The organism is Mycobacterium sp. 050128 (assembly GCF_036409155.1).
In the GTDB taxonomy this organism is placed as follows: domain Bacteria; phylum Actinomycetota; class Actinomycetes; order Mycobacteriales; family Mycobacteriaceae; genus Mycobacterium.
Window position 1 is genome coordinate 2,122,267 of sequence record NZ_JAZGLW010000001.1, and the last position, 19,958, is coordinate 2,142,224.

Below are 19,958 nucleotides of genomic sequence, written 5' to 3' on the forward strand. Positions count from 1 at the left end.
CGGGTGGCCAAGCAAGCGCTTGGTTGATATCCTGACCCGGTGGACCGAGTGACCGGTCAGGCGAACAGCCGGCGAGACGAGCTCTTGGAGCTCGCCGCCACGATGTTCGCCGAGCGGGGTCTGCGCGCCACGACCGTGCGCGATATCGCCGACGGCGCCGGCATCTTGTCCGGCAGCCTGTATCACCACTTCTCCTCTAAAGAGGAGATGGTCGACGAGCTGTTGCGCGAGTTCCTGGACTGGCTGTTCGCCCGCTACCAAGAGATCGTCGACAGCGAAACCAATCCGCTGGAGCGGCTCAAGGGCCTGTTCATGGCCTCGTTCGAAGCGATCGAGCATCGGCACGCGCAGGTCGTCATCTACCAGGACGAAGCCCAGCGGCTGCTGTCGCAGCCCCGCTTCTCCTACATCGAGGACATGAATCGGCAACAACGCAAGATGTGGGTCGAGTTGCTGAATCAGGGCGTCGACGAGGGCTACTTCCAGCCCGACCTCGACGTCGACCTTGTCTACCGATTTATCCGTGACACCACCTGGGTGTCGGTGCGCTGGTATCAACCCGGCGGACCGCTCACCGCAGAGCAGGTGGGCCAGCAATATCTCGCCATCGTGCTTGGCGGGATCACCAAAGAAGGAGTCTGAACATGGCTCGTGTCATCGACGATGCAGAGCGAAGCGATGAGGAGGAGCGACACCATGGCTGAGGCGTACGTCATCGACGCTGTGCGTACCGCGGTCGGCAAGCGCAACGGCGCACTGGCCGGGATCCATCCCGTCGATCTGGGTGCCCACGCGTGGCGCGGACTTCTCGACCGGGTGGATGTCGATCCCGCCGCCGTCGACGATGTGATCGCCGGTTGTGTTGACGCCATCGGCGGACAGGCCGGCAACATCGCGCGGCTGTCGTGGCTGGCCGCCGGCTATCCCGAAGAAGTCCCCGGTGTCACCGTGGACCGGCAGTGCGGCTCCAGCCAGCAGGCGGTTTCCTTTGGCGCACAGGCGATCATGGCGGGGACGGCCGATCTCATCGTGGCAGGCGGCATGCAGAACATGAGCTGGATCCCGATTTCGTCGGCGATGACGCTCGGCGAGCAGTTCGGCTTCACTTCGCCGACCAACGAGTCCAAGCAGTGGCTGCATCGCTACGGCGACCAAGAGATCTCTCAGTTCCGCGGCTCGGAGCTGATCGCGGAGAAGTGGAACATCTCGCGCGAAGAGATGGAGCGCTACGCGCTGACCAGTCATGAGCGTGCCTTCGCGGCGATTCGCGGCGGCCACTTCGACAACGAAATCATCACCGTGGAAACTGAATCCGGCCCGTTCCGGGTCGACGAGGGTCCGCGCGAATCGACGCTGGAGAAGATGGCCGGCCTCAAGACGCTGGTCGAGGGTGGCCGGCTGACCGCTGCGATGGCCAGCCAGATCTCCGACGGTGCCAGCGCGGTGCTGCTGGCCTCCGAGCAGGCGGTCAAGGATCACAAGCTGACCCCGCGCGCCCGCATTCACCACATCAGCGCCCGCGCCGCCGACCCGGTGTTCATGCTGACCGGGCCGATTCCGGCCACCCGCTATGCGCTGGAAAAGACCGGGCTGTCCATCAGCGACATCGACACGGTCGAGATCAACGAGGCGTTCGCGCCGGTGGTGATGGCGTGGCTCAAGGAAGTCAAGGCCGATCCGGAGAAGGTCAACCCCAACGGCGGCGCGATCGCCCTCGGGCACCCGTTGGGCGCCACCGGCGCCAAGCTGTTCACCACCATGCTCAACGAACTCGAACGCATCGGCGGCCGTTACGGTTTGCAGACGATGTGCGAGGGCGGCGGTACCGCCAACGTCACGATCATCGAGCGCCTGTAGCACTCGGCCTACCCCCGCCCCCCCGGGGGCCTCTTCTTCGCCGAGTGTGAACCACGCGACGCTTTATCGGCGCGTCGCGTCGCAGGATGCACACTCGGTGAATGGTGTCGGTGGGTGATGCCAGCATTCGGCCGTGGAAGAACACCCGTGGCCATTCCTGGCCTCGGAAGCGCTGGCCGCGAAAGCTTTGCCGGAGCGGGCCATGCGCGTGTTGTACGAACCCGTCTACCCCGGGGTCTACGCTCCGGCCGGCATCGAGCTGACGGCGATCCAGCGTGCTACCGCAGCGTGGTTGTAGTCGCGACGTAGCGCGGTCGTCGCGGGCAACTCGGCGGCCGCGTTGCTCGGCACGAAATGGGTGAGTGCGGCGCTCGACGTCGAACTGGTGCATGACAATCGGCGGCCTCCCAGCGGGATTACGGTGCACACCGATGTCTTGAAACCCCACGAAGTGTTCACCGTCGACGGTGTCCCGGTCACATCGCCGGTGCGGACCGCCTTCGATATCGGGCGACGGACTACCTCGCGGCTACACGCTGTTCAACGGCTCGATGCGCTGATGAATGCGACGGACGTGACACCGACTGACATTGAGGCCGTCATCGCCGGGCACCCCGGCACGCGTGGTCTGACCCGATTCCGCCGAGTAATGCCACTGCTTGACGCAGGCGCGGAATCCCCACAGGAGACGCGGACTCGGCTGGCGCTGATCGACGCCGGCTTGCCGAAGCCGCTAACACAGATCCGGGTATCCGACGGGTTCGGCGATTTCGTCGCCCGTTTAGATATGGGCTACGAGGAGCTTCGCGTCGGCATCGAATACGACGGTCCACAGCACTGGACGGACCGCCAACAGCGTGACCGAGACATCGACCGGTACAGCGCATTGCACGCTCTGGGTTGGACAGTCGTTAGAGCGAGCAGCGATTTACTTCGATACCGCCAGGGCACCTTCGTCGCCCGGGTCGTCGCAGCGATGCAAGCCGCCGGATGGCGCTCCACGGGCCCGACTGTGAACTCTACGACGCCCAGACGGCGTGTTGCGTCGTGAGATTCACACTCGGCGTCGTGCGCTAGGCGCCAGCGCGCTAACCCTCGATGAACCCGGATGCCGCTTGAAGGTGCTCGATGGCGTCGCGCACGATCGACTCGATCAGCTCGGCGCACGACGGTAGGTCTTCGAGAATGCCGGCGACCTGACCGGACGCCAGCACTCCGGCTTCGGTGTTGCCCTCAACGAGGCCGGCTTTCAGCAGCATTGGAGTGTTGGCCGCCATTACCACCTGCGCCAGGGTCATTTCCTTGCCGTGGCGCATCGCCATGCCGTCTTGGATCATCGACTTCCAGGTCATCCCGGACATCTGCTTGAACTTCGCGGCATTGCGCACCGCAGCGGTCAAACCCCTTATCGGCGTTCCGCTTTCCAGCTTCTCGACCAGCCCGGTACGCAACACCCGGTGCGGCATGCCGTCGACGCGCGTGGTGACCACGGTGCCGTCCAGCGCCGACTCCAGGTAGCGGCGCTTCACCGCGTCGGGCACGGTCGAATCCGACGTGAGCAGGAACCGGGTGCCCATCGCCACCCCGGCGGCACCGTAGGACAACGCGGCAGCCAGCCCGCGTCCGTCGAAGAAGCCGCCCGCCGCGATGACCGGGATGCCGGTGCCCTTCACGGCGTCCAGCACCGACGGCAGCAGCAGCGTGGTCGCGACGGGTCCGGTGTGCCCGCCGCCCTCACCGCCCTGGACGATCATCGCGTCGGCACCCCAGCTCGCGACCTTGCGCGCATGCTTGGCCGCGCCGATCGACGGGATCACCACCGCCCCGGCCTCTTTCAGGCGGGCGATCAGTTCCTGCTTGGGCGCCAGCGCGAACGACGCCACCTTCACGCCCTCGCGGATCATCAGCTCAACCCGGTCGGCGGCGTCCGCCGCGTCGGCGCGCATGTTCACACCGAACGGCTTGTCGGTGGCGGCCTTGACCTTGCCGATGGCGGTCGCCAACTCGTCCAGCGTCATCGTGGCCGACGCCAAGATGCCGAGCCCGCCGGCATTGGCAGTGGCCGCCACCAACCGGGCACCGGCCACCCAGCCCATCCCGGTTTGCACCACCGGATGCTCGACGCCGACCAGCTCGGTCAGCGGCGTGCGCAGTTTCATAGCCACCGCCGACGGTGCAGTGGGGGCACCCCCAGCCGCGAAGCGGCGAGGGGGACGAAGCGATGAGGTGGGGGTACCGCCCGCTTGCGGGGGAGAGGCGGAATGATCATGAACGTATCTCTCGGTCGCGCAATGCTTTCGGGTCGATCGTCTCGCGGATCAGGCGCAGTTCCTGGTCGGTCGGCAGCCGGGTTTCCGCAGCGCCGTCCAGGCCATCGATCTCGAACGACGTGTTCTCCCGGACCTCGTCGGCCGAAACACCCGGATGCAGCGACACCGCCCGCATGGTGCGGTCCGGTCCGCCGAAGTCGAATACGCCGAGGTTCGACACCACCCGATAGGTGTTGGTGAACCGGAATGCCGGATTGTCGGCGGCCACTTTGTCCCAGCCGATTCCGCAGACGATGTCTACCTTCTCGCAGAACACTCGCTCGGAGTGGTTGCCGACCCAGTAACTGGTCGCGTGGTTGATGGCATTGCCCGGCGCGCCGCGGACGCCGAACATCTGGCGCTTGGGCTGCTGCAGGGGTCCGAACGCCGAGATGTTCTGATTGCCAAAGCGGTCAACCTGATTCGCGCCCATCACCACGTGGCGCCTGCCCCAGGCCAGGGTCTCGAAGACCCGGCCGAACGGCATCCAGCCCTCGACGTCACCCGAGGCGCCCAGTGCGGGCGTGTCGGCTAGCAGCTGCGCCTCGCCGTCGGTCAGCAGGATGTCGGGGGAGAACGTCAGCCGGGCCAACCGCGCGCCGACCGAGGCCATGTTCGTCATCGGACTGACCATGATCTCGCCGGCATCCCTGAACAGATCGGCGCAGGCGACCGCACACACTTCGGCTCGAGTGCTCACGGTGTTTGTCACGAAGATGCCTCCTCTGCGAAAGCGCGCACGGCTGATTGATATTCGGCCTCGCCGCCGGAGAGGTAGGTCGCCACGAACTGCTGCCAGCCCTCTTCGGTCGAGGCGGCCTCGGCATAGTGTCGCTGGAATTTCTCGTCGCGGCCGTAATCCGGTGCTGCGGTGGTGAAGTGCGCACCGTTGGGTGCTTCGACGACGCCGTCGACCATCATCCGATTGACCAGCAGCGCCTGCGGCGGCACCGCCTTGATCAGCTCCTGGGTGGATACCACTCGTTCCACCGACAGGTAGCGCTTGTCGGCGGCCATCAAAAACAGGTCGTCGAAGTAGGGGTCGATGCCGGTGTATGCCGCATTGCCTTTGCTGTCACCGAGATTGAGGTGCACGAACGCCGCGTCCAAGCGCAACGCCGGCATCGCGAGCAGCGTCTCGTGGCCACCACCCGGTGCGGGATACGGGCTGGTCACCGTCTGCAGCTCGCCTTCCCAGAAGTCGAGCACCGAGCTGCCCAGTCCCGCGCGAATCGGCAGGAACGGCAACCGTTGTGCCGCGGCCTGTAGCCCGCAGCGAAGCATGCCTTCGTCCATCTCCCGGGCCTCGATTGCCCCGGCGCTGCGCGCTTTGGCGAACCACGGGTCGTAGAACGGCGGTGAGTCCAGCGAGACGAATCCGTAGTAGACCCGCTTGACCTTGCCTGCGGCGCAGAGCAATCCAAGGTCGGGTCCGCCGTAGGTGACCACGGTCAGATCCTTGACGTCGGTGCGCAGCATGGCGCGTACGAACGCCATCGGCTTGCGCCGTGACCCCCAGCCGCCGATGCCGATGGTCATGCCGCTGCGCAGCCCGGCAACAGCTTCGTCGAGAGTGGTTCGCTTGTCGCTCAAGACTTCTCACCCTTCGCCGTACCGGCGAACGCGTCGCGGTGCTCGTCGGAGACCCCGGCGAGGTTGAGCTCGAACGTAAAGCCTTGTTCCATACGGTAACTCGAGTTGACCCGCTGCACGTCGATCAAGTTGAGCGCCTCCTTGGCCGCGCGGATCACGCGGGTATCTTTGGCGGCGATGTCGCGGGCGACTCGCAGAGCGGCCTCGTCGAGCTCGTCGCGGGAGACCACCTCGTGCACCGAACCGAAGTGGTGCAGGGTCGCGGCGTCCACGGTGGCGGCGGTGAAGAACAACCGCCGCATCATGTGCTGCGGGACCAGTCGCGACAAGTGTGTGGCCGCGCCCAGCGCGCCGCGTTCCACCTCAGGCAACCCGAAGGTGGCGTCGTCGGAGGCCACGATGACGTCGGCGTTGCCGACCAGGCCGATGCCGCCGCCGACGCAGAACCCGTTCACCGCGGCGATCACCGGAACGGCGCATTCGTAGACCGCACGGAAGGCGTGGAAGCAGCCGCGGTTGGCGTCGATCAGCGCGGTGAATCCCTCGGTGCGCTGCATCTCTTTGATGTCGACGCCGGCGTTGAATCCGCGGCCCTCGGCGCGCAGGATCACCGCGTGGGTCTCGGGGTTCGCGCCGGCGGCAGTGATCGCGTCGCCGAGTTCGAACCAGCCGCGCGACGGGATGGCGTTGACGGGCGGGTAGTTGACGGTGACCGCGACTATGCCCGGCTCTGTGCTGGTGGATGTAATGGTCAATTGGCACTTCCTCGTGAAGTTGAGGCCGACTACCTAAGCAAGCACTTGCTTGGTACGCTAGCACAGTGACTCGCGCCGAAGCAGGCCCCCTTTCTGCGGGAGCCATCAATTTAGGATTGGCCGGGCGGGTGGTTTTGGTGACGGGCGGCGTCCGCGGGGTGGGTGCCGGAATCAGTGCGGTATTCGCCGAGCAGGGCGCGACCGTGGTCACCTGCGCGCGCCGCGCCGTCGAGGGGCTGCCGTACGAGTTTCACGCCTGCGATGTCCGCGACGAGGACCAGGTCAAGTCGCTGATCGACGCCATCGTCGACCACCACGGCCGACTCGACGTCGTGGTCAACAACGCCGGCGGATCGCCCTACGTGCCGACCGCGGAGTCCAGCCCGAAGTTCAACCGCAAGATCATCGAGCTCAATCTGATTGGTGCGCTGCTGGTTTCGCAGTTCGCCAATGAGAAGATGCAGGCTCAGCCGGGCGGGGGGTCGATCGTCAACATCTGCAGCCTGAGCGGCCGGCGGCCATCCCCGGGCACCGGCGCGTACGGTGCGGCGAAGGCCGGCCTGGAAAGCCTCACCCAGACGCTGGCGGTGGAATGGGGACCCAAGGTCCGGGTGAACGCCTGCGTGGTCGGCATGGTCGAGACCGAACAGGCCGACTTGTTCTACGGTGACGCCGAGTCGATCGCCGCGATTTCCAAGAACGTGCCACTGGGCCGGCTGGCCAAGCCCGAGGATGTCGGTTGGGCCGCAGCGTTTTTGGCGTCCGACGCGGCGTCTTACATCAGCGGTGCTTCACTCGAGGTGCACGGGGGCGGCGAGCCGCCGCACTATCTGGCCACCACGAACGCCAGCGCGATCAAGTAGAGGATCCGAGGAGAATGGGCAGCTAATGGGAATAGTCGACGGCCGTGTCGTCATCGTCACCGGAGCGGGCGGCGGGATCGGTCGCGCGCACGCACTGGCCTTCGCGGCCGAAGGTGCGCGCGTAGTCGTCAACGACATTGGTGTGGGTCTCGACGGATCACCGGCAAGCGGCGGCAGTGCCGCGCAGAGCGTGGTGGACGAGATCACTGCTGCCGGTGGCGAAGCCGTCGCCAACGGATCCAACATCGCGGACTGGGAGCAAGCCGCCGCGCTGGTTCAGACCGCGGTCGACACATTCGGCGGACTCGACGTCCTGGTGAACAACGCCGGCATTGTTCGCGATCGGATGATGGCCAACACCAGCGAGGAAGAGTTCGACGCCGTCATCGCCGTACACCTCAAGGGTCACTTCGCCACGATGCGTCACGCCGCGTCGTACTGGCGAGGACTGTCCAAAGAGGGCAAAACCGTTGACGCACGGATCATTAACACCAGTTCGGGTGCGGGCCTGCAGGGCAGCGTCGGGCAGGGCAACTACAGCGCCGCCAAGGCCGGCATCGCGGCCATGACACTGGTCGCCGCCGCCGAAATGGGCCGATACGGCGTGACGGTCAACGCGATCGCGCCGTCGGCCCGGACCCGCATGACCGAGACTGTCTTCGCGGAGATGATGGCAACGCAGGACCAGGCTTTCGACGCGATGGCACCGGAAAACGTTTCGCCCATTGTCGTTTGGCTGGGCAGCGTCGAATCACGCGACGTCACCGGGAAGGTCTTCGAGGTCGAGGGAGGCAAGATCCGCGTCGCGGAGGGCTGGGCGCACGGCCCACAGATCGATAAGGGCGACCGTTGGGATCCCGCCGAGCTTGGGCCGGTCGTTGCCGACCTGCTGGCCAAGGCGCGCCCGCCGGTCCCGGTGTACGGGGCCTAGCACGGTCGACAGCCCGGCGGGTAGGCGCGCGATCGCGCGTCCCTTCGTTAGAGACGATCGAAACGGCCTGCGCGGATCCCTTTGACGAGTCGACGCTATTTCTGGCGGCTCGAACACCAATGTCGTATTGTCAGTGGGTCCTTGGTCCCTTCGCTTTGATGCTCAGCAACTCCCGAACTTTGCCGGGACGTCGTCCCTGAAAAACGCGAATACGACGCAATCGTTGAAATACGGCACGACGGGCGTATCTCGTGCGGCGTGCCCGATTGAAAAGTGGGTCTGTGATGACGCAACCCTTGACCGCCCCAACCCGAGTTGTACGGGATTATTTACATAATTCGTTGGCGTGGAATGATTTTCTTGCCCAGGGCGGCCTGGTCGACGGCGACGTCGTCATCGTCACTCCGGTCAAGGCCGGCACGACGTGGACCCAGCGGATCATCCAGCAGATATTGCATGACGGGGAGGAGACCGAGGGCAGTCTGTCGGACACTTCGCCGTGGCTCGAATCCAGCTGGGGTGATCGCGACGGGATGCTCGACGTGCTCAAGCGACAGCTGGAGGCGGGCAGCAGGCGAGTCATCAAGTCGCACCTGCCCGCAGATGCCCTGCCTGTTGCCCCGCAGGCCCGGTACGTGTTTGTCGGCAGGAACGGTAAGGACGCCGCGATCAGTCTTCACAACATGATCTATCACTACTCCGAGTCGACAATGGCGAAAATCAACCGGATCTACGCCCAGTGGTCGAGTAGTCCGACGCCGTTGGTGATTCCCGAGGATATGCAAGCATTCTTCGATCTGTGGCTCGACACCGGCGGCTATGGCTGTTCGGACCTGTTCGACATCGTGCGGTCATGGTGGAAGCTGCGCGGCGAGCCAAACGTATTGCACCTGCACTACCGCGAACTCACGGACGACCTCACCGGTCAGATCGCCCGGATCGCCGCGTTCTTGGGTATCGACCCCGCGTCGTTGCGCATGGACGTCATTGCCGAGCATTGCTCGTTCGACTATATGAGCGGCCGGGCGGAAAAGATGGCGCCGTTCAACGGAGCGCACATGTCCAGCGCCAAAGCCTTCTTCGCCAAAGGGCCCAAGCGCGATTACCGCGACGAGCTCACGGCCGCGCAAATCGCGCGCTTCGACCAGGTCGCATTGCACGAGCTGGGCGTGCCGTGCGCGAGCTGGCTGGAAACAGGCGAACTCTCCGTCACCGGCTAACCGGTGCGGTAACGCTGCCGGACACCGCCAGCCGATCGAGGTCGTCATCCCAATCACGTTGCACCAGAACACCATCGGCGATGCGCCGCAGGGCGGCGTCGAACTCCTCGTCATCGGGAAGCTCCACGGACCCAGACGACACGGCCAGATGCTCGACGAGCCGCCGCCGGACGAGGCCCGCCAGGGAGTCGACGTGCCGCAGTCCGTCCGCGGTCAGGGCGAGCCGGTCGCCGTCGCGTGACGCATAACCGGTTTCGACGAGGCGGTCGAAGAGGGGTTGGAGAACTTGAGGGGGTAGGTGGAGGTGTGTGGCGATGTCGGCGAGTCGGGCCGCCTCGAACCATCGCTCGTACTGGTAAATCCGCAACACTCCCCACAGCCCGGCGACGTCGAGCGTACAACCCGGCTGCTCGGCGAGATCGCCCAATGGCAGCTCAGGTGCCTCGTCCAGCAGGCGTCCGACCGCGATCTCCAAAACATCCTGGGGCGTCTTGATTCTCGGCACCGCGAAGCCGTCTCCCAGGCAGCTCGGGCTGTCATGGATCGCGTTCAGGGGAGCCTCGCGCAGAAACAGCGCGAGGACGAATCCCACCAGCGCGATGAAGGCCGCGCACAGAAACACTTGCCCCAGCGACCCGGCGTACGCCCGCACCACCGAGGCCGCGACGTCCTGGGGGAGCCGATGCAGAGCGGCCGGCGAATGCATGGCCTCGACGGGCACGCCACGGGACGCCAAGGTTGAGCCGATGCGCCGGTTCAGGAAGTTGGCGAACAGCGCGCCGAATATCGCCGCGCCGAAAGCCCCGCCGACCAAACGGAAGAACGTCACGCCCGAGGTGGCCAGGCCCAGGTCCTCGAAACGGGAAGTGCTTTGCACGATCAGGATCAGCACCTGCATGGAGAAGCCGATCCCGGCACCCAGGATGACGAGGTAGCAGAACTGCACCAGCCAGGGCGTCGACTCGTCCATCCGCGCCATCAGCAAGAAGCCGATGGCCATCAATGCCGTGCCGGCGAGCGGAAAGATCTTGTACCGGCCGGTCCGGCCGACCAGGGTGCCCGCGGCCAGCGAGGTGGTCAGCAGCCCGACCACCATGGGCAGCGTGCGCAGGCCCGAGGTGGTCGGCGAGACACCGCCGACGTAGCGCAGGTACATGGGCACGAAAGTGAGCGCGCCCAACATGGCGAAACCGACCAGCAACGACAGCAGGGAGCACACCGAGAACACCGGGCTGCGAAACAGTCGGGGCGGCAGGATGCCCGCGGGGGCCCGGCTTTCCACCCGGACGAAGACGAGCAGCGCCACCGCGGCACCGACGAACAGCGCGATGATTGGCGCCGAGCCCCACGGATACGTGGTTCCGCCCCAACTCGTGGCCATGATCAAAGCCGTAGTGGCCAGGGCGATCACCACGATGCCGACGTAATCGATGGCCGGTTTCGGGCGCCGGGGCAGCGCGGGGATAGTCGCGGCGGCTACCGCGAGAACCGCGATGGACGTCGGCACGTTGACCCAGAAGGCCCACCGCCAGTTCAGGTAGTCGGTGAAGAAGCCGCCGAGCAACGGGCCGGCGACGGTGGCGACGCCGAAAACCGCCCCGAGGATGCCCTGATAGCTGCCGCGGTCCCGGATCGGGAACACCTCACCGACCAGTGCCGCGGCGGTCACTGACGTCGCCCCCGCGCCGATACCCTGCACCACCCGCGAAAGTGCCAACATGGTCATCGTTTCGGAGGACGCGCACAGCACCGAGCCGATCAGAAAGACCACGACGGCACTTTCCAGCACCCGCTTGCGGCCCAACAGGTCCCCGAGCTTGCCGGCTGCCGGTACGACGACGATGCCCCCGAGCAGATAAGCGGCCACGGCCCACGATTGCTGACCGGAGCCGCCCAGGTCTTCCACGATCGTCGGCAATGCGGGCACCACCATTGCCTGGTCCATCGCCGCGATCAACACACCGAGCGAAAGCGCCGCGAAAATGACGCCGCGTCGCGTCGGGCTGATGGTCGGTGTGCAGGGGAATCGGGCCGCGGAATCGGAAATCGAGGGTGCGGCTGGTCTCGTCATCACTGCGCTCCCGTCGATGTTGGAGCCACGCATGGGTCCGCTACGTTCGTTGTAGCAGTTGGGATGCGGTCGTGTCCTGTTGTCGCGGCTATCCAGCGACGGGATGCGATCGGTAGGGGGCCCAGGTCTAGGGGTCGCAGATGACGACCGGGATCACCCGCTCGGTCCACGACCGGTAGTCGCCGAATGACGGGTACATGGCGTCCAACTTCGGCCAATATTCTTCCCGCTCCGCCTCGGTGGCATCGCGTGCCGTCAACTGCAGGACTTCGTCCTTAATCTGCACCGAGACTTTGGGATTGGCCTTGAGGTTGAGGTACCACATCGGGTGCTTGTCGCTACCGCCCCTCGACGCGACCAGGATCACGCGGTTGCCCTCGCGCAGGTAGAGCAGCGGGCTCACCCGGGGCTCACCGGTCTTGCGCCCGGTCGTGGTGAGCAGAGCGACTGGCGCCTTCTGGAACACGCCGCCGAGTTTTCCGTTGCTGCGCTTGTAGATCCACGTGTTGCCCTTCGACATCCACTTGATGAAGAAGCCGACGACGGGTGAGTTGAGAGATTTGGGTTTTTCCATGACGTCCTCTGTGCTCAATCTGGCCGTCTCCGCCGCGCCCCGCTCCGCGGGACCCGTCGTCACCGGCTGTGCTGAATGAAGGGGTGAAACCGGACCCTGATGTGGTGGATTTCCGCTTGCCCGCTCGGACTTTCGGCGGGGATCACGAACGTCTCGTCAACGCGTGCGCCGACGCGGCGTCCACCGAACGCCGCCTTGGTCAACACGTTGTATTCGGCACACACCTCGTCGCCGTTGATGGAATAGTCCGGCGGCGTGGTCCCGGCGAGCAGCCGGTACTGGAATCCGCGATTGAGGCTGCGCCGCAGGTGATTTCCGGAGAAGCCGTTCTTGAATCCCTGCTCGATGCGGGTGCATCCCACCGCGAACGGAACCGCATCGCCGGCATGGCTGACAAGCGCGTCGATATATGCCTGCGCGGCCGCGATGCGGCTCTCCTTACCGACGTGCACCGAGGAGTTAGATGCGTTCGATGATGGTGCCGGTGGACAGCGCGCCGCCCGCGCACATCGTGATCAGCGCGGTGGTCTGATCCGTGCGCTCCAGTTCGTGCAGCGCCGTGGTGATCAGGCGGCTGCCGGTGCTGCCGACCGGGTGGCCGAGCGCGATCGCGCCGCCGTTGACGTTGACCTTGTCCATGTCGGGGTTGTGCACCCGCGCCCAGGACAGCACCACCGAGGCGAACGCCTCGTTGATCTCGGTGATGTCGATGTCGCCCATCTTCATGCCGGCCTTTTCCAGCACCTTGGCCGTCGACTGCACTGGGCCGTCCAGGTGGTAGTAGGGCTCGGCGCCGACCAGCGCCTGGCTGATGATGCGGGCCCGCGGCTTCAGGCCCAGCGCCTTGGCCTTGTCCTCGTCCATCCACAGCACCGCCGCCGCGCCGTCGGAGATCTGCGACGACGTACCCGCCGTGTGGATCCCGCCCTCGATCACCGGCTTCAGCGACGCCAGGCCCTCCAGCGTTGTCTCGCGCAGGCCCTGGTCCTTGGTCACGACGTGACGATCGCTGGTCGGCCGCTTGTTCTCGTCGAGCACGGGCGCCTCGATGCCGCTGATCTCGCGTTCGAACCGGCCTTCGGCCCACGCCCGCTGGGCCTTGCGCTGCGAGTCGAAACCGAACTGGTCGATGTCCTCACGCGTGATGCCGCGACGCTTGGCGATGCGCTCGGCGGCGGTGAACTGATCCGGCAGATCGATGTCCCACGACGCCGGCCGCAGGATCCCGCGGTCGGGGCCCGCGTTGGCGCCCAGCCCGACCCGGCTCATCGCCTCGATGCCGCACGCGATGCCGATGTCGATGGCACCGGCGGCGATCAGCCCGGCGATCAGGCCGTTGGCCTGCTGGCTGCTGCCGCACTGGCAGTCGACGGTCGTCGCGCCGACGTGGTCGGGCAGGCCGGCGACGAGCCAACTGACGCGCGTGATGTTGTTGGACTGCTCGCCGAACTGCGTGACGCAGCCGCCGATGACTTGTTCGACGTCGCCGGCTTGGAAACCAGACGAGCTACCGGCTTTCTCCACGAGAGCCTTCTGCGTAGCCCCGAGCAACTCGGTGGCGTGCAGACCGGACAGCCAACCGTTTCGCTTGCCGATGGGGCTGCGAGTGGCTTCGACGATGACAGGGTTACCCATTCCGTCAGGCTAGAACACGTTTCATTAGTCTGACAAGCGAGGATGCCTGGGCGGCTTTTATCAGCGCAGGAGGCGTGTTTTACTGGCACTAGAACACGTTGCAATTAGTGTTGCAAAGGAGCGCACGGTACATGGCACCCCCCAACATTCCCGCAGACTTCGACTTTCTGGACCCCGACGTCAACCTGGCCGGGTTGCCGGTCGCGGAGCTCGCCGAGCTACGCAAGGCCGAGCCCATTCACTGGGTGGACATCCCGGGCGGTTCGGGCGGCTTCGAGGACAACGGTTACTGGATCGTCACCAAGCACGCCGACGTCAAGGAGATCTCCCGCCGCAGTGACGTCTTCTCGAGCTGGCAGAACGGTGCGATCCCGACCTGGCCGCCGGAGATGAAGCGTGAGCAGGTGGAGCTGCAGCGCAGCGTCATGCTGAACATGGACGCCCCGCACCACACCCGGCTGCGCAAGATCATCTCCCGCGGGTTCACGCCGCGGGCCATCGGCCGCCTGGAAGCCGAGCTCGCTCAGCGCGCGGAGAACATCGCCAAGACGGCCGCTGCGGAGGGTAGCGGTGACTTCGTCGAACAGGTCTCGTGTGAGCTGCCGCTGCAGGCCATCGCGGGTCTGCTCGGGGTTCCGCAGGAGGACCGCGACAAGCTGTTCCGCTGGTCCAACGAGATGACCGGGGGCACCGACCCCGAGTACGCCACCGTAGACCCGGCGCAGTCGTCGATGGAGTTGATCACCTACGCGATGGCGATGGCGGCCGAGCGCAACGAGAACCCCACCGACGACATCGTCACCACGCTCGTCCAGGCCGATATCGACGGCGAGAAGCTCTCCGACGACGAATTCGGCTTCTTCGTGGTGATGCTCGCGGTCGCGGGGAACGAGACCACCCGCAACTCGATCACCCACGGCATGATCGCGATGGCGAACAACCCGGATCAGTGGGAGCTGTTCAAAAAGGAGCGTCCGTCGACCACCGCGGACGAGATCATCCGGTGGGCCACCCCGGTGTCGGCCTTCCAGCGCACCGCCAACGAGGACGTCGAGCTCGGTGGTGTGCTGATCAAGAAGGGGCAGCGAGCGGTGATGTCCTACCGGTCGGCCAACTTCGACGAAGAGGTCTTCGACGAACCGCACTCGTTCAACATCCTGCGCGACCCGAATCCGCACGTCGGCTTCGGCGGCACCGGTGCGCACTACTGTATCGGCGCGAACCTGGCCCGCATGACGATCAACCTGATCTTCAATGCCGTGGCCGACCAGATGCCCCACCTGAAACCGCTTTCGGAGCCCGAGCGGTTACGATCCGGGTGGCTCAACGGCATCAAGCACTGGCAGGTCGACTACACCGGAAAGAGCGCGGTTGCCAACTGATGGACTTCGATCTCACTGCAACGCAGCAGGCTGTCGCGGACGTGGCCACGTCGGTTCTCGAAAAGGATTTGGGCTGGGATGCTTTGGTGCGCGGTGGCGTGACGGCGCTGCCGGTGCCGGAACGCCTTGGCGGTGACGGCGTGGGCCTGGCCGAGGTCGCCACGGTTTTGACCGAGGTCGGCCGGCGCGGTGCGATCACGCCGGCTCTGGCCACGTTGGGCTTCGGCGTGGTGCCGCTGGTGGATCTGGCCTCCGACGAACAGCAGGACCGGTTCCTGGCCGGCTTGGTAAACGGGGCCAAGGGCGGGGTGCTGACCGCGGCGCTCAACGAGCCCGGTTCGGCGCTGCCGGACCGGCCCGCCACCACCTTCGCCGACGGGCGGTTGTCCGGAACGAAAGTCGCTGTGGCATATGCCGAACAAGCGGATTGGATCATCGTGACGGCCGACAACGCGGTGGTCGTGGTGTCGCCGAAGGCCGAAGGCGTCGAGCTGGTTCGCACGCCGACGTCAAATGGTTCCGACGAGTACACGGTGACGTTCGCCGCGGTCGCGGTTCCCGACACCGACGTGCTGGCCGGCGCCACCGCGCGCCGCATCAATGAACTGGTGCTCGCGGCGATCGGCGCCTTCACCGACGGGCTGGTGGCCGGTGCGCTGCGGCTGACCGCCGACTACGTGGCCGGGCGCAAGCAGTTCGGCAAGCCGCTGTCGACCTTCCAGACCGTGGCAGCGCAGCTGGCCCAGGTCTACATCGCCTCGCGCACCATCGGTTTGGCCGCGAAGTCGGTGGTGTGGCGGCTGTCTGAGGGCCGCGACGCCGACGACGATCTCGATGTGCTCGGATACTGGATCGCGTCGCAGGCCCCCCCGGTGATGCAGACCTGCCATCATTTGCACGGCGGCATGGGCATGGACATCACCTATCCGATGCACCGGTACTACTCCACGATCAAAGACCTGTCCCGGCTGCTGGGCGGGCCGTCTCATCGCCTCGATCTGGTTGGAGCGCAATGTTCATAGACCTGACTCCCGAGCAGCGTGCGCTGCAAGCGGAGCTCCGCGAATACTTCTCGAATCTGATTACGCCCGAAGAGGCGAAGGCGATGGAGTCCGACCGTCACAACGAGGCCTATCGCGCGGTGATCCGGCGGATGGGCCAGGACGGGAAGCTGGGGGTCGGTTGGCCAAAAGAGTTCGGCGGCTTGGGCTTCGGCCCGATCGAGCAGTCGATCTTCGTCAACGAGGCGCATCGCGCCGACGTGCCGTTGCCCGCGGTGACGCTGCAGACGGTCGGTCCCACCCTGCAGCAGTACGGCAGCGAGTTGCAGAAGAAGAAGTTCCTGCCGGCCATCCTCGCCGGTGAGGTGCACTTCGCGATCGGCTATAGCGAACCCGAGGCGGGAACCGATCTGGCCTCGCTGCGCACGTCGGCCGTGCGCCAGGGCGACGAGTACATCGTCAACGGCCAGAAGATGTGGACCACCGGAGGGCATGACGCCGACTACGTTTGGCTGGCATGCCGCACCGACCCGGAAGCCGTGAAGCACAAGGGTATTTCGATCCTGATCGTCGACACCAAGGATCCCGGCTTTTCCTGGACGCCGGTCATCCTGTCCGACGGTGCCCACCACACCAATGCGACGTACTACAACGACGTGCGGGTGCCGGTCGACATGCTCGTCGGCGAGGAGAACGGTGGCTGGCGGCTGATCACCACGCAGCTCAACAACGAGCGGGTGATGCTGGGTCCGGCTGGCCGCACGGCGGGCATTTACGATCGCCTGCATGCGTGGGCGTCCAAGCCGGGCGGAAACGGGGTCACGCCGATCGACCACGATGACGTCAAGCGCGCGCTCGGCGAGATCTACTCGATGTGGCGCGTCAACGAGCTGCTCAACTGGCAGGTGGCCGCGGCCGGCGAGGAAATCAACGTCGCGGATGCCGCGTCGACGAAAGTCTTTGGTACCGAGAGCATTCAGCGTATCGGTCGACTGGCCGAGGAGATCGTCGGCAAATACGGCAACCCGGCCGAGTCGGACACCGCCGAGCTGCTCGAATGGCTGGACTCGCAGACCAAGCGCAACCTGGTGATCACCTTCGGCGGAGGTGTGAACGAAGTGATGCGCGAGATGATCGCGGCGGCCGGCCTCAACGTGCCGAGGGTGCCTCGATGACCGATATCCAGGAAGCGGTCGCGGAAATCACCGCCACCGTTGTCGCCGCGCCGCGCGACGCCCGGGATCCGGTGAACCAGCCCATCATCAACAACTGGGTCGAGGCCCTCGGCGACGCCAACCCGATCTATGTCGACGAGGCCGCCGCCAAGGCCGCGGGTCATCCGGGAATCGTGGCTCCGCCGGCCATGATTCAGGTGTGGACGATGTTCGGCCAGGGTGGGGAACGTCCGACCGACGACCCCATGGGCCCGATCATGCAGCTGTTCGATGACGCCGGCTACATCGGCGTGGTCGCGACCAACTGCGAGCAGACCTACCACCGATATCTACGCCCGGGCGAGCGGGTCACGATCCACTCCGAGATGCGCGACGTCGTCGGCCCGAAGCAGACCGGGCTCGGTGAGGGCTGGTTCATCAACCAGCACATCACCTGGCGGGTGGGTGACGAGGACGTCGCCGAGATGGCCTGGCGCATCCTGAAATTCAAACCTCGCGAGGATGCGGCTGCCGCCTCCGTCCCCGCGGACCTGGACGCCGATGCCATGATGCGTCCGGCGATGTCGCGTGACACCGCCTTCTTCTGGGAAGGCGTCAAAGCCCACGAATTGCGCATCCAGCGGCGGCCCGACGGCAGCCTGCAGCACCCGCCGGTGCCGGCCGTGTGGCAGGACAAAGCCGACCCCATCGACTTCGTGGTGGCCAGCGGTCGTGGCACGTTGTACAGCTACGTGGTGCACCACGCGCCGAAGGTGCCCGGTCGCACACCGCCCTTCGTGATCGCGCTGGTCGAACTGGAAGAGGGCGTTCGGATGCTCGGCGAGCTGCGCGGGGTCGACCATGCCGCGATCAAGATCGGAATGCCGGTTCGCGCAACCTATATCGACTTCCCGGCCGGTGAGTCCGGCCCGCAGTGGAGCCTGTACGCCTGGGAGCCGGACGCATGAGCGCACCTGTTGTGGAAGTGGGCACCATCCTGCCCGAACTCAAGCTGGAGGGTTCGCCGACATTCATCATCTCAACGGCGCTGGCCACCAGGGACTTTCAGGATGTACACCATGACCGGGACCTGGCGCAGGCCAAGGGTTCCAAGGACATCTTCGTCAACATTCTGACCGATACGGGACTGGTACAGCGCTACGTCACCGACTGGGCGGGACCGACGGCGCTGATCAAATCGATCGGGCTGCGGCTGGGAGTGCCGTGGTATGCCTACGACACCGTTACCTTCTCCGGTGAGGTGACCGCCGTCGAGGATGGCCTGATCACGTTGAAGGTGTTCGGCCGCAACAGTCTTGGTGACCACGTCATCGCGAACGTGACGCTCACGATCGGGGGTGCCTGATGTTGTCGGGTAAGGCCGCGATCGTTGGCATCGGTGCCACCGACTTCTCCAAGGACTCCGGCCGCAGTGAGCTAAGGCTGGCGGCCGAGGCGGTTCTGGATGCGTTGGACGACGCGGGCCTGCGCCCGTCCGACGTGGACGGACTGACCACGTTCACGATGGACACCAACAACGAGACCGCGGTCGCGCGTGCGGTCGGCATCGGCGACCTGAAGTTCTTCGCCCAGACCGGCTACGGCGGTGGCGCCGCGTGCGGGACCATCCTGCATGCGGCGATGGCCGTGGCGACCGGTGTGGCCGACGTCGTCGTCGCCTACCGCGCGTTCAACGAACGCTCGGGCATGCGATTCGGCCAGGTGCAGACCAGGCTGGTGGGAAATGCCGGCGTGCAGGCTGATTCGACCGCTGCCGACAACTCGTTCTCGTATCCGCATGGGTTGTCGACGCCGGCGGCGCAGGTCGCGATGATCGCCCAGCGGTATATGCACTGGTCCGGGGCGACCAGCCGCGACTTCGGCGCCATCTCGGTGGCCGACCGCAAGCACGCCGCCAAGAACCCCAAGGCTTACTTTTACGAGAAGCCGATAACCATTGAGGACCACCAGAATTCGCGCTGGATCGCCGAGCCGCTGCGGCTGCTGGACTGCTGCCAGGAGACCGACGGAGCCGTCGCAATCGTGGTGACGTCGCCGGAGCGGGCGAAGGACCTCAAGCAGCGACCGGCGATCATCGAGGCCGCGGCTCAGGGGTCCAGCCCCGACCAGTACACGATGGTCAGTTACTACCGCCCCGAATTGGGTCTACCCGAGATGGGGTTGGTCGGTCAGCAGATGTGGCAGCAATCCGGTCTCAAGCCGACCGACATCCAGACTGCGATTCTTTACGACCACTTCACGCCCTTCACGCTGATTCAGTTGGAGGAGTTGGGTTTCTGCGGTCGCGGCGAGGCCAAGGACTTCATCGCCAACGGTGCGGTCGAGGTGGGCGGGCGGCTGCCCATCAACACCCACGGCGGCCAACTCGGCGAGGCCTACATCCACGGCATGAACGGCATCGCGGAGGGTGTGCGGCAGCTGCGGGGCACTTCGGTTAACCCGGTGCCCGACGTCGAGCATGTTCTCGTCACCGCCGGAACAGGTGTGCCCACCTCTGGCCTAATCCTCGGCTAACCCTTTTCCCATCGCGAGCGCCCGGCTAGCGGGGCGCTCGCGGCACAACGCCCGGCTAGCTGGGCACTCGGCGGCTGA

The 19,958-nt window shown here is 65.7% G+C and carries 19 protein-coding genes and 1 pseudogene; 12 read left to right on the forward strand and 8 right to left on the reverse strand.

From position 1 onward, the window contains the following. Positions 1-39: 39 nt before the first annotated feature. The 3 genes and pseudogenes from kstR2 to SKC41_RS10160 all read left to right on the forward strand — a co-directional run bounded on the left by kstR2 (position 40) and on the right by SKC41_RS10160 (position 2,908). Positions 40-642, forward strand: a complete 603-nt coding sequence (gene kstR2, locus SKC41_RS10150; RefSeq protein ID WP_330977509.1) for a TetR family transcriptional regulator KstR2 — start codon at positions 40-42, stop codon at positions 640-642. Positions 643-696: 54 nt separating this feature from the next. Next, complete coding sequence (fadA6, locus tag SKC41_RS10155; protein WP_330977510.1) at positions 697-1,857, forward strand: steroid 3-ketoacyl-CoA thiolase FadA6; 1,161 nt, start codon at positions 697-699, stop codon at positions 1,855-1,857. A 133-nt stretch (positions 1,858-1,990) separates the two neighbouring features. Then, positions 1,991-2,908: pseudogene (locus SKC41_RS10160) on the forward strand (DUF559 domain-containing protein). Between the two features lie 37 nt (positions 2,909-2,945). On the opposite strand, the gene ipdC reads toward SKC41_RS10160, so the two are convergent. The 4 genes from ipdC to echA20 all read right to left on the reverse strand — a co-directional run bounded on the left by ipdC (position 2,946) and on the right by echA20 (position 6,514). Further along, a complete protein-coding gene (gene ipdC / locus SKC41_RS10165) occupies positions 2,946-4,016 on the reverse strand; it encodes a (3aS,4S,5R,7aS)-5-hydroxy-7a-methyl-1-oxo-octahydro-1H-indene-4-carboxyl-CoA dehydrogenase (RefSeq protein WP_330977511.1) in 1,071 nt (356 codons plus the stop codon). A 106-nt stretch (positions 4,017-4,122) separates the two neighbouring features. Further along, positions 4,123-4,866, reverse strand: a complete 744-nt coding sequence (ipdB, locus tag SKC41_RS10170) for a cholesterol ring-cleaving hydrolase subunit IpdB (protein ID WP_330978825.1) — start codon at positions 4,864-4,866, stop codon at positions 4,123-4,125. 8 nt (positions 4,867-4,874) lie between these two features. Next, complete coding sequence (gene ipdA, locus SKC41_RS10175) at positions 4,875-5,759, reverse strand: cholesterol ring-cleaving hydrolase subunit IpdA (RefSeq protein WP_330977512.1); 885 nt, start codon at positions 5,757-5,759, stop codon at positions 4,875-4,877. After that, entirely contained in the window at positions 5,756-6,514 is a 759-nt protein-coding gene (gene echA20 / locus SKC41_RS10180; RefSeq protein ID WP_330977513.1) for a (7aS)-7a-methyl-1,5-dioxo-2,3,5,6,7,7a-hexahydro-1H-indene-carboxyl-CoA hydrolase, read from the reverse strand. Before echA20 ends, ipdA begins: the two co-directional genes overlap by 4 nt. Positions 6,515-6,579: 65 nt before the next feature. Between echA20 and SKC41_RS10185 the strand changes: the two genes are divergently transcribed. The 3 genes from SKC41_RS10185 to SKC41_RS10195 all read left to right on the forward strand — a co-directional run bounded on the left by SKC41_RS10185 (position 6,580) and on the right by SKC41_RS10195 (position 9,528). After that, positions 6,580-7,377, forward strand: a complete 798-nt coding sequence (locus SKC41_RS10185) for an SDR family oxidoreductase (protein WP_330977514.1) — start codon at positions 6,580-6,582, stop codon at positions 7,375-7,377. 25 nt (positions 7,378-7,402) lie between these two features. Continuing rightward, a complete protein-coding gene (locus SKC41_RS10190; RefSeq protein WP_330977515.1) occupies positions 7,403-8,308 on the forward strand; it encodes an SDR family oxidoreductase in 906 nt (301 codons plus the stop codon). Between the two features lie 341 nt (positions 8,309-8,649). Next, positions 8,650-9,528: a sulfotransferase domain-containing protein gene (locus SKC41_RS10195; RefSeq protein ID WP_330977516.1), complete on the forward strand. Its 879-nt coding sequence runs from the start codon at positions 8,650-8,652 to the stop codon at positions 9,526-9,528. Here the strand turns inward: SKC41_RS10195 and SKC41_RS10200 are convergent. From SKC41_RS10200 to SKC41_RS10215, 4 genes are all read right to left on the reverse strand, one after another. Then, entirely contained in the window at positions 9,518-11,599 is a 2,082-nt protein-coding gene (locus SKC41_RS10200) for an MDR family MFS transporter (protein WP_330977517.1), read from the reverse strand. The genes SKC41_RS10195 and SKC41_RS10200 overlap by 11 nt on opposite strands. A 127-nt stretch (positions 11,600-11,726) precedes the next feature. Further along, complete coding sequence (locus SKC41_RS10205) at positions 11,727-12,173, reverse strand: nitroreductase family deazaflavin-dependent oxidoreductase (RefSeq protein WP_330978826.1); 447 nt, start codon at positions 12,171-12,173, stop codon at positions 11,727-11,729. A gap of 59 nt (positions 12,174-12,232) precedes the next feature. After that, on the reverse strand, positions 12,233-12,625 hold the full coding sequence (locus SKC41_RS10210) for a hypothetical protein (RefSeq protein WP_330977518.1): 393 nt from the start codon (positions 12,623-12,625) through the stop codon (positions 12,233-12,235). A 7-nt stretch (positions 12,626-12,632) separates the two neighbouring features. After that, entirely contained in the window at positions 12,633-13,808 is a 1,176-nt protein-coding gene (locus SKC41_RS10215) for a steroid 3-ketoacyl-CoA thiolase (protein ID WP_330977519.1), read from the reverse strand. A 131-nt stretch (positions 13,809-13,939) separates the two neighbouring features. Between SKC41_RS10215 and SKC41_RS10220 the strand changes: the two genes are divergently transcribed. The 6 genes from SKC41_RS10220 to SKC41_RS10245 are packed head-to-tail and all read left to right on the forward strand — an operon-like array spanning position 13,940 to position 19,880. Then, positions 13,940-15,190 (forward strand): cytochrome P450, encoded by a 1,251-nt coding sequence (locus SKC41_RS10220; RefSeq protein WP_330977520.1) that lies wholly within the window; start codon positions 13,940-13,942, stop codon positions 15,188-15,190. Then, positions 15,190-16,212 carry an acyl-CoA dehydrogenase family protein gene (locus SKC41_RS10225; RefSeq protein WP_330977521.1) on the forward strand — a complete coding sequence of 341 codons (1,023 nt, stop codon included), beginning with the start codon at positions 15,190-15,192 and terminating at the stop codon, positions 16,210-16,212. Before SKC41_RS10220 ends, SKC41_RS10225 begins: the two co-directional genes overlap by 1 nt. Then, a complete protein-coding gene (gene fadE29 / locus SKC41_RS10230; RefSeq protein WP_330977522.1) occupies positions 16,203-17,366 on the forward strand; it encodes an acyl-CoA dehydrogenase FadE29 in 1,164 nt (387 codons plus the stop codon). The genes SKC41_RS10225 and fadE29 overlap by 10 nt, the downstream gene beginning before the upstream one ends. After that, positions 17,363-18,313 (forward strand): bifunctional MaoC family dehydratase N-terminal/OB-fold nucleic acid binding domain-containing protein, encoded by a 951-nt coding sequence (locus SKC41_RS10235; RefSeq protein ID WP_330977523.1) that lies wholly within the window; start codon positions 17,363-17,365, stop codon positions 18,311-18,313. The genes fadE29 and SKC41_RS10235 overlap by 4 nt, the downstream gene beginning before the upstream one ends. Further along, the gene (locus SKC41_RS10240) at positions 18,310-18,711 is read left to right on the forward strand and encodes a MaoC family dehydratase (RefSeq protein WP_330977524.1); all 402 of its coding nucleotides are present in this window, start codon (positions 18,310-18,312) and stop codon (positions 18,709-18,711) included. The genes SKC41_RS10235 and SKC41_RS10240 overlap by 4 nt, the downstream gene beginning before the upstream one ends. Next, positions 18,711-19,880, forward strand: coding sequence for a lipid-transfer protein (locus SKC41_RS10245; protein ID WP_330977525.1), 1,170 nt, complete (start codon positions 18,711-18,713; stop codon positions 19,878-19,880). The genes SKC41_RS10240 and SKC41_RS10245 overlap by 1 nt, the downstream gene beginning before the upstream one ends. The last annotated feature ends 78 nt before the right edge of the window (positions 19,881-19,958 follow it).

Excerpts from the sequence above, each read along its gene's own strand:
- SKC41_RS10225 (WP_330977521.1), top strand. The coding sequence starts at position 15,190 with ATGGACTTCGATCTCACTGCAACGCAGCAGGCTGTCGCGGACGTGGCC.
- SKC41_RS10200 (WP_330977517.1), bottom strand. The coding sequence starts at position 11,599 with ATGACGAGACCAGCCGCACCCTCGATTTCCGATTCCGCGGCCCGATTC.
- SKC41_RS10215 (WP_330977519.1), bottom strand. The coding sequence starts at position 13,808 with ATGGGTAACCCTGTCATCGTCGAAGCCACTCGCAGCCCCATCGGCAAG.
- fadE29 (WP_330977522.1), top strand. The coding sequence starts at position 16,203 with ATGTTCATAGACCTGACTCCCGAGCAGCGTGCGCTGCAAGCGGAGCTC.
- SKC41_RS10205 (WP_330978826.1), bottom strand. The coding sequence starts at position 12,173 with ATGGAAAAACCCAAATCTCTCAACTCACCCGTCGTCGGCTTCTTCATC.
- ipdC (WP_330977511.1), bottom strand. The coding sequence starts at position 4,016 with ATGAAACTGCGCACGCCGCTGACCGAGCTGGTCGGCGTCGAGCATCCG.
- SKC41_RS10220 (WP_330977520.1), top strand. The coding sequence starts at position 13,940 with ATGGCACCCCCCAACATTCCCGCAGACTTCGACTTTCTGGACCCCGAC.
- SKC41_RS10240 (WP_330977524.1), top strand. The coding sequence starts at position 18,310 with ATGAGCGCACCTGTTGTGGAAGTGGGCACCATCCTGCCCGAACTCAAG.
- SKC41_RS10245 (WP_330977525.1), top strand. The coding sequence starts at position 18,711 with ATGTTGTCGGGTAAGGCCGCGATCGTTGGCATCGGTGCCACCGACTTC.
- fadA6 (WP_330977510.1), top strand. The coding sequence starts at position 697 with ATGGCTGAGGCGTACGTCATCGACGCTGTGCGTACCGCGGTCGGCAAG.
- SKC41_RS10190 (WP_330977515.1), top strand. The coding sequence starts at position 7,403 with ATGGGAATAGTCGACGGCCGTGTCGTCATCGTCACCGGAGCGGGCGGC.
- SKC41_RS10235 (WP_330977523.1), top strand. The coding sequence starts at position 17,363 with ATGACCGATATCCAGGAAGCGGTCGCGGAAATCACCGCCACCGTTGTC.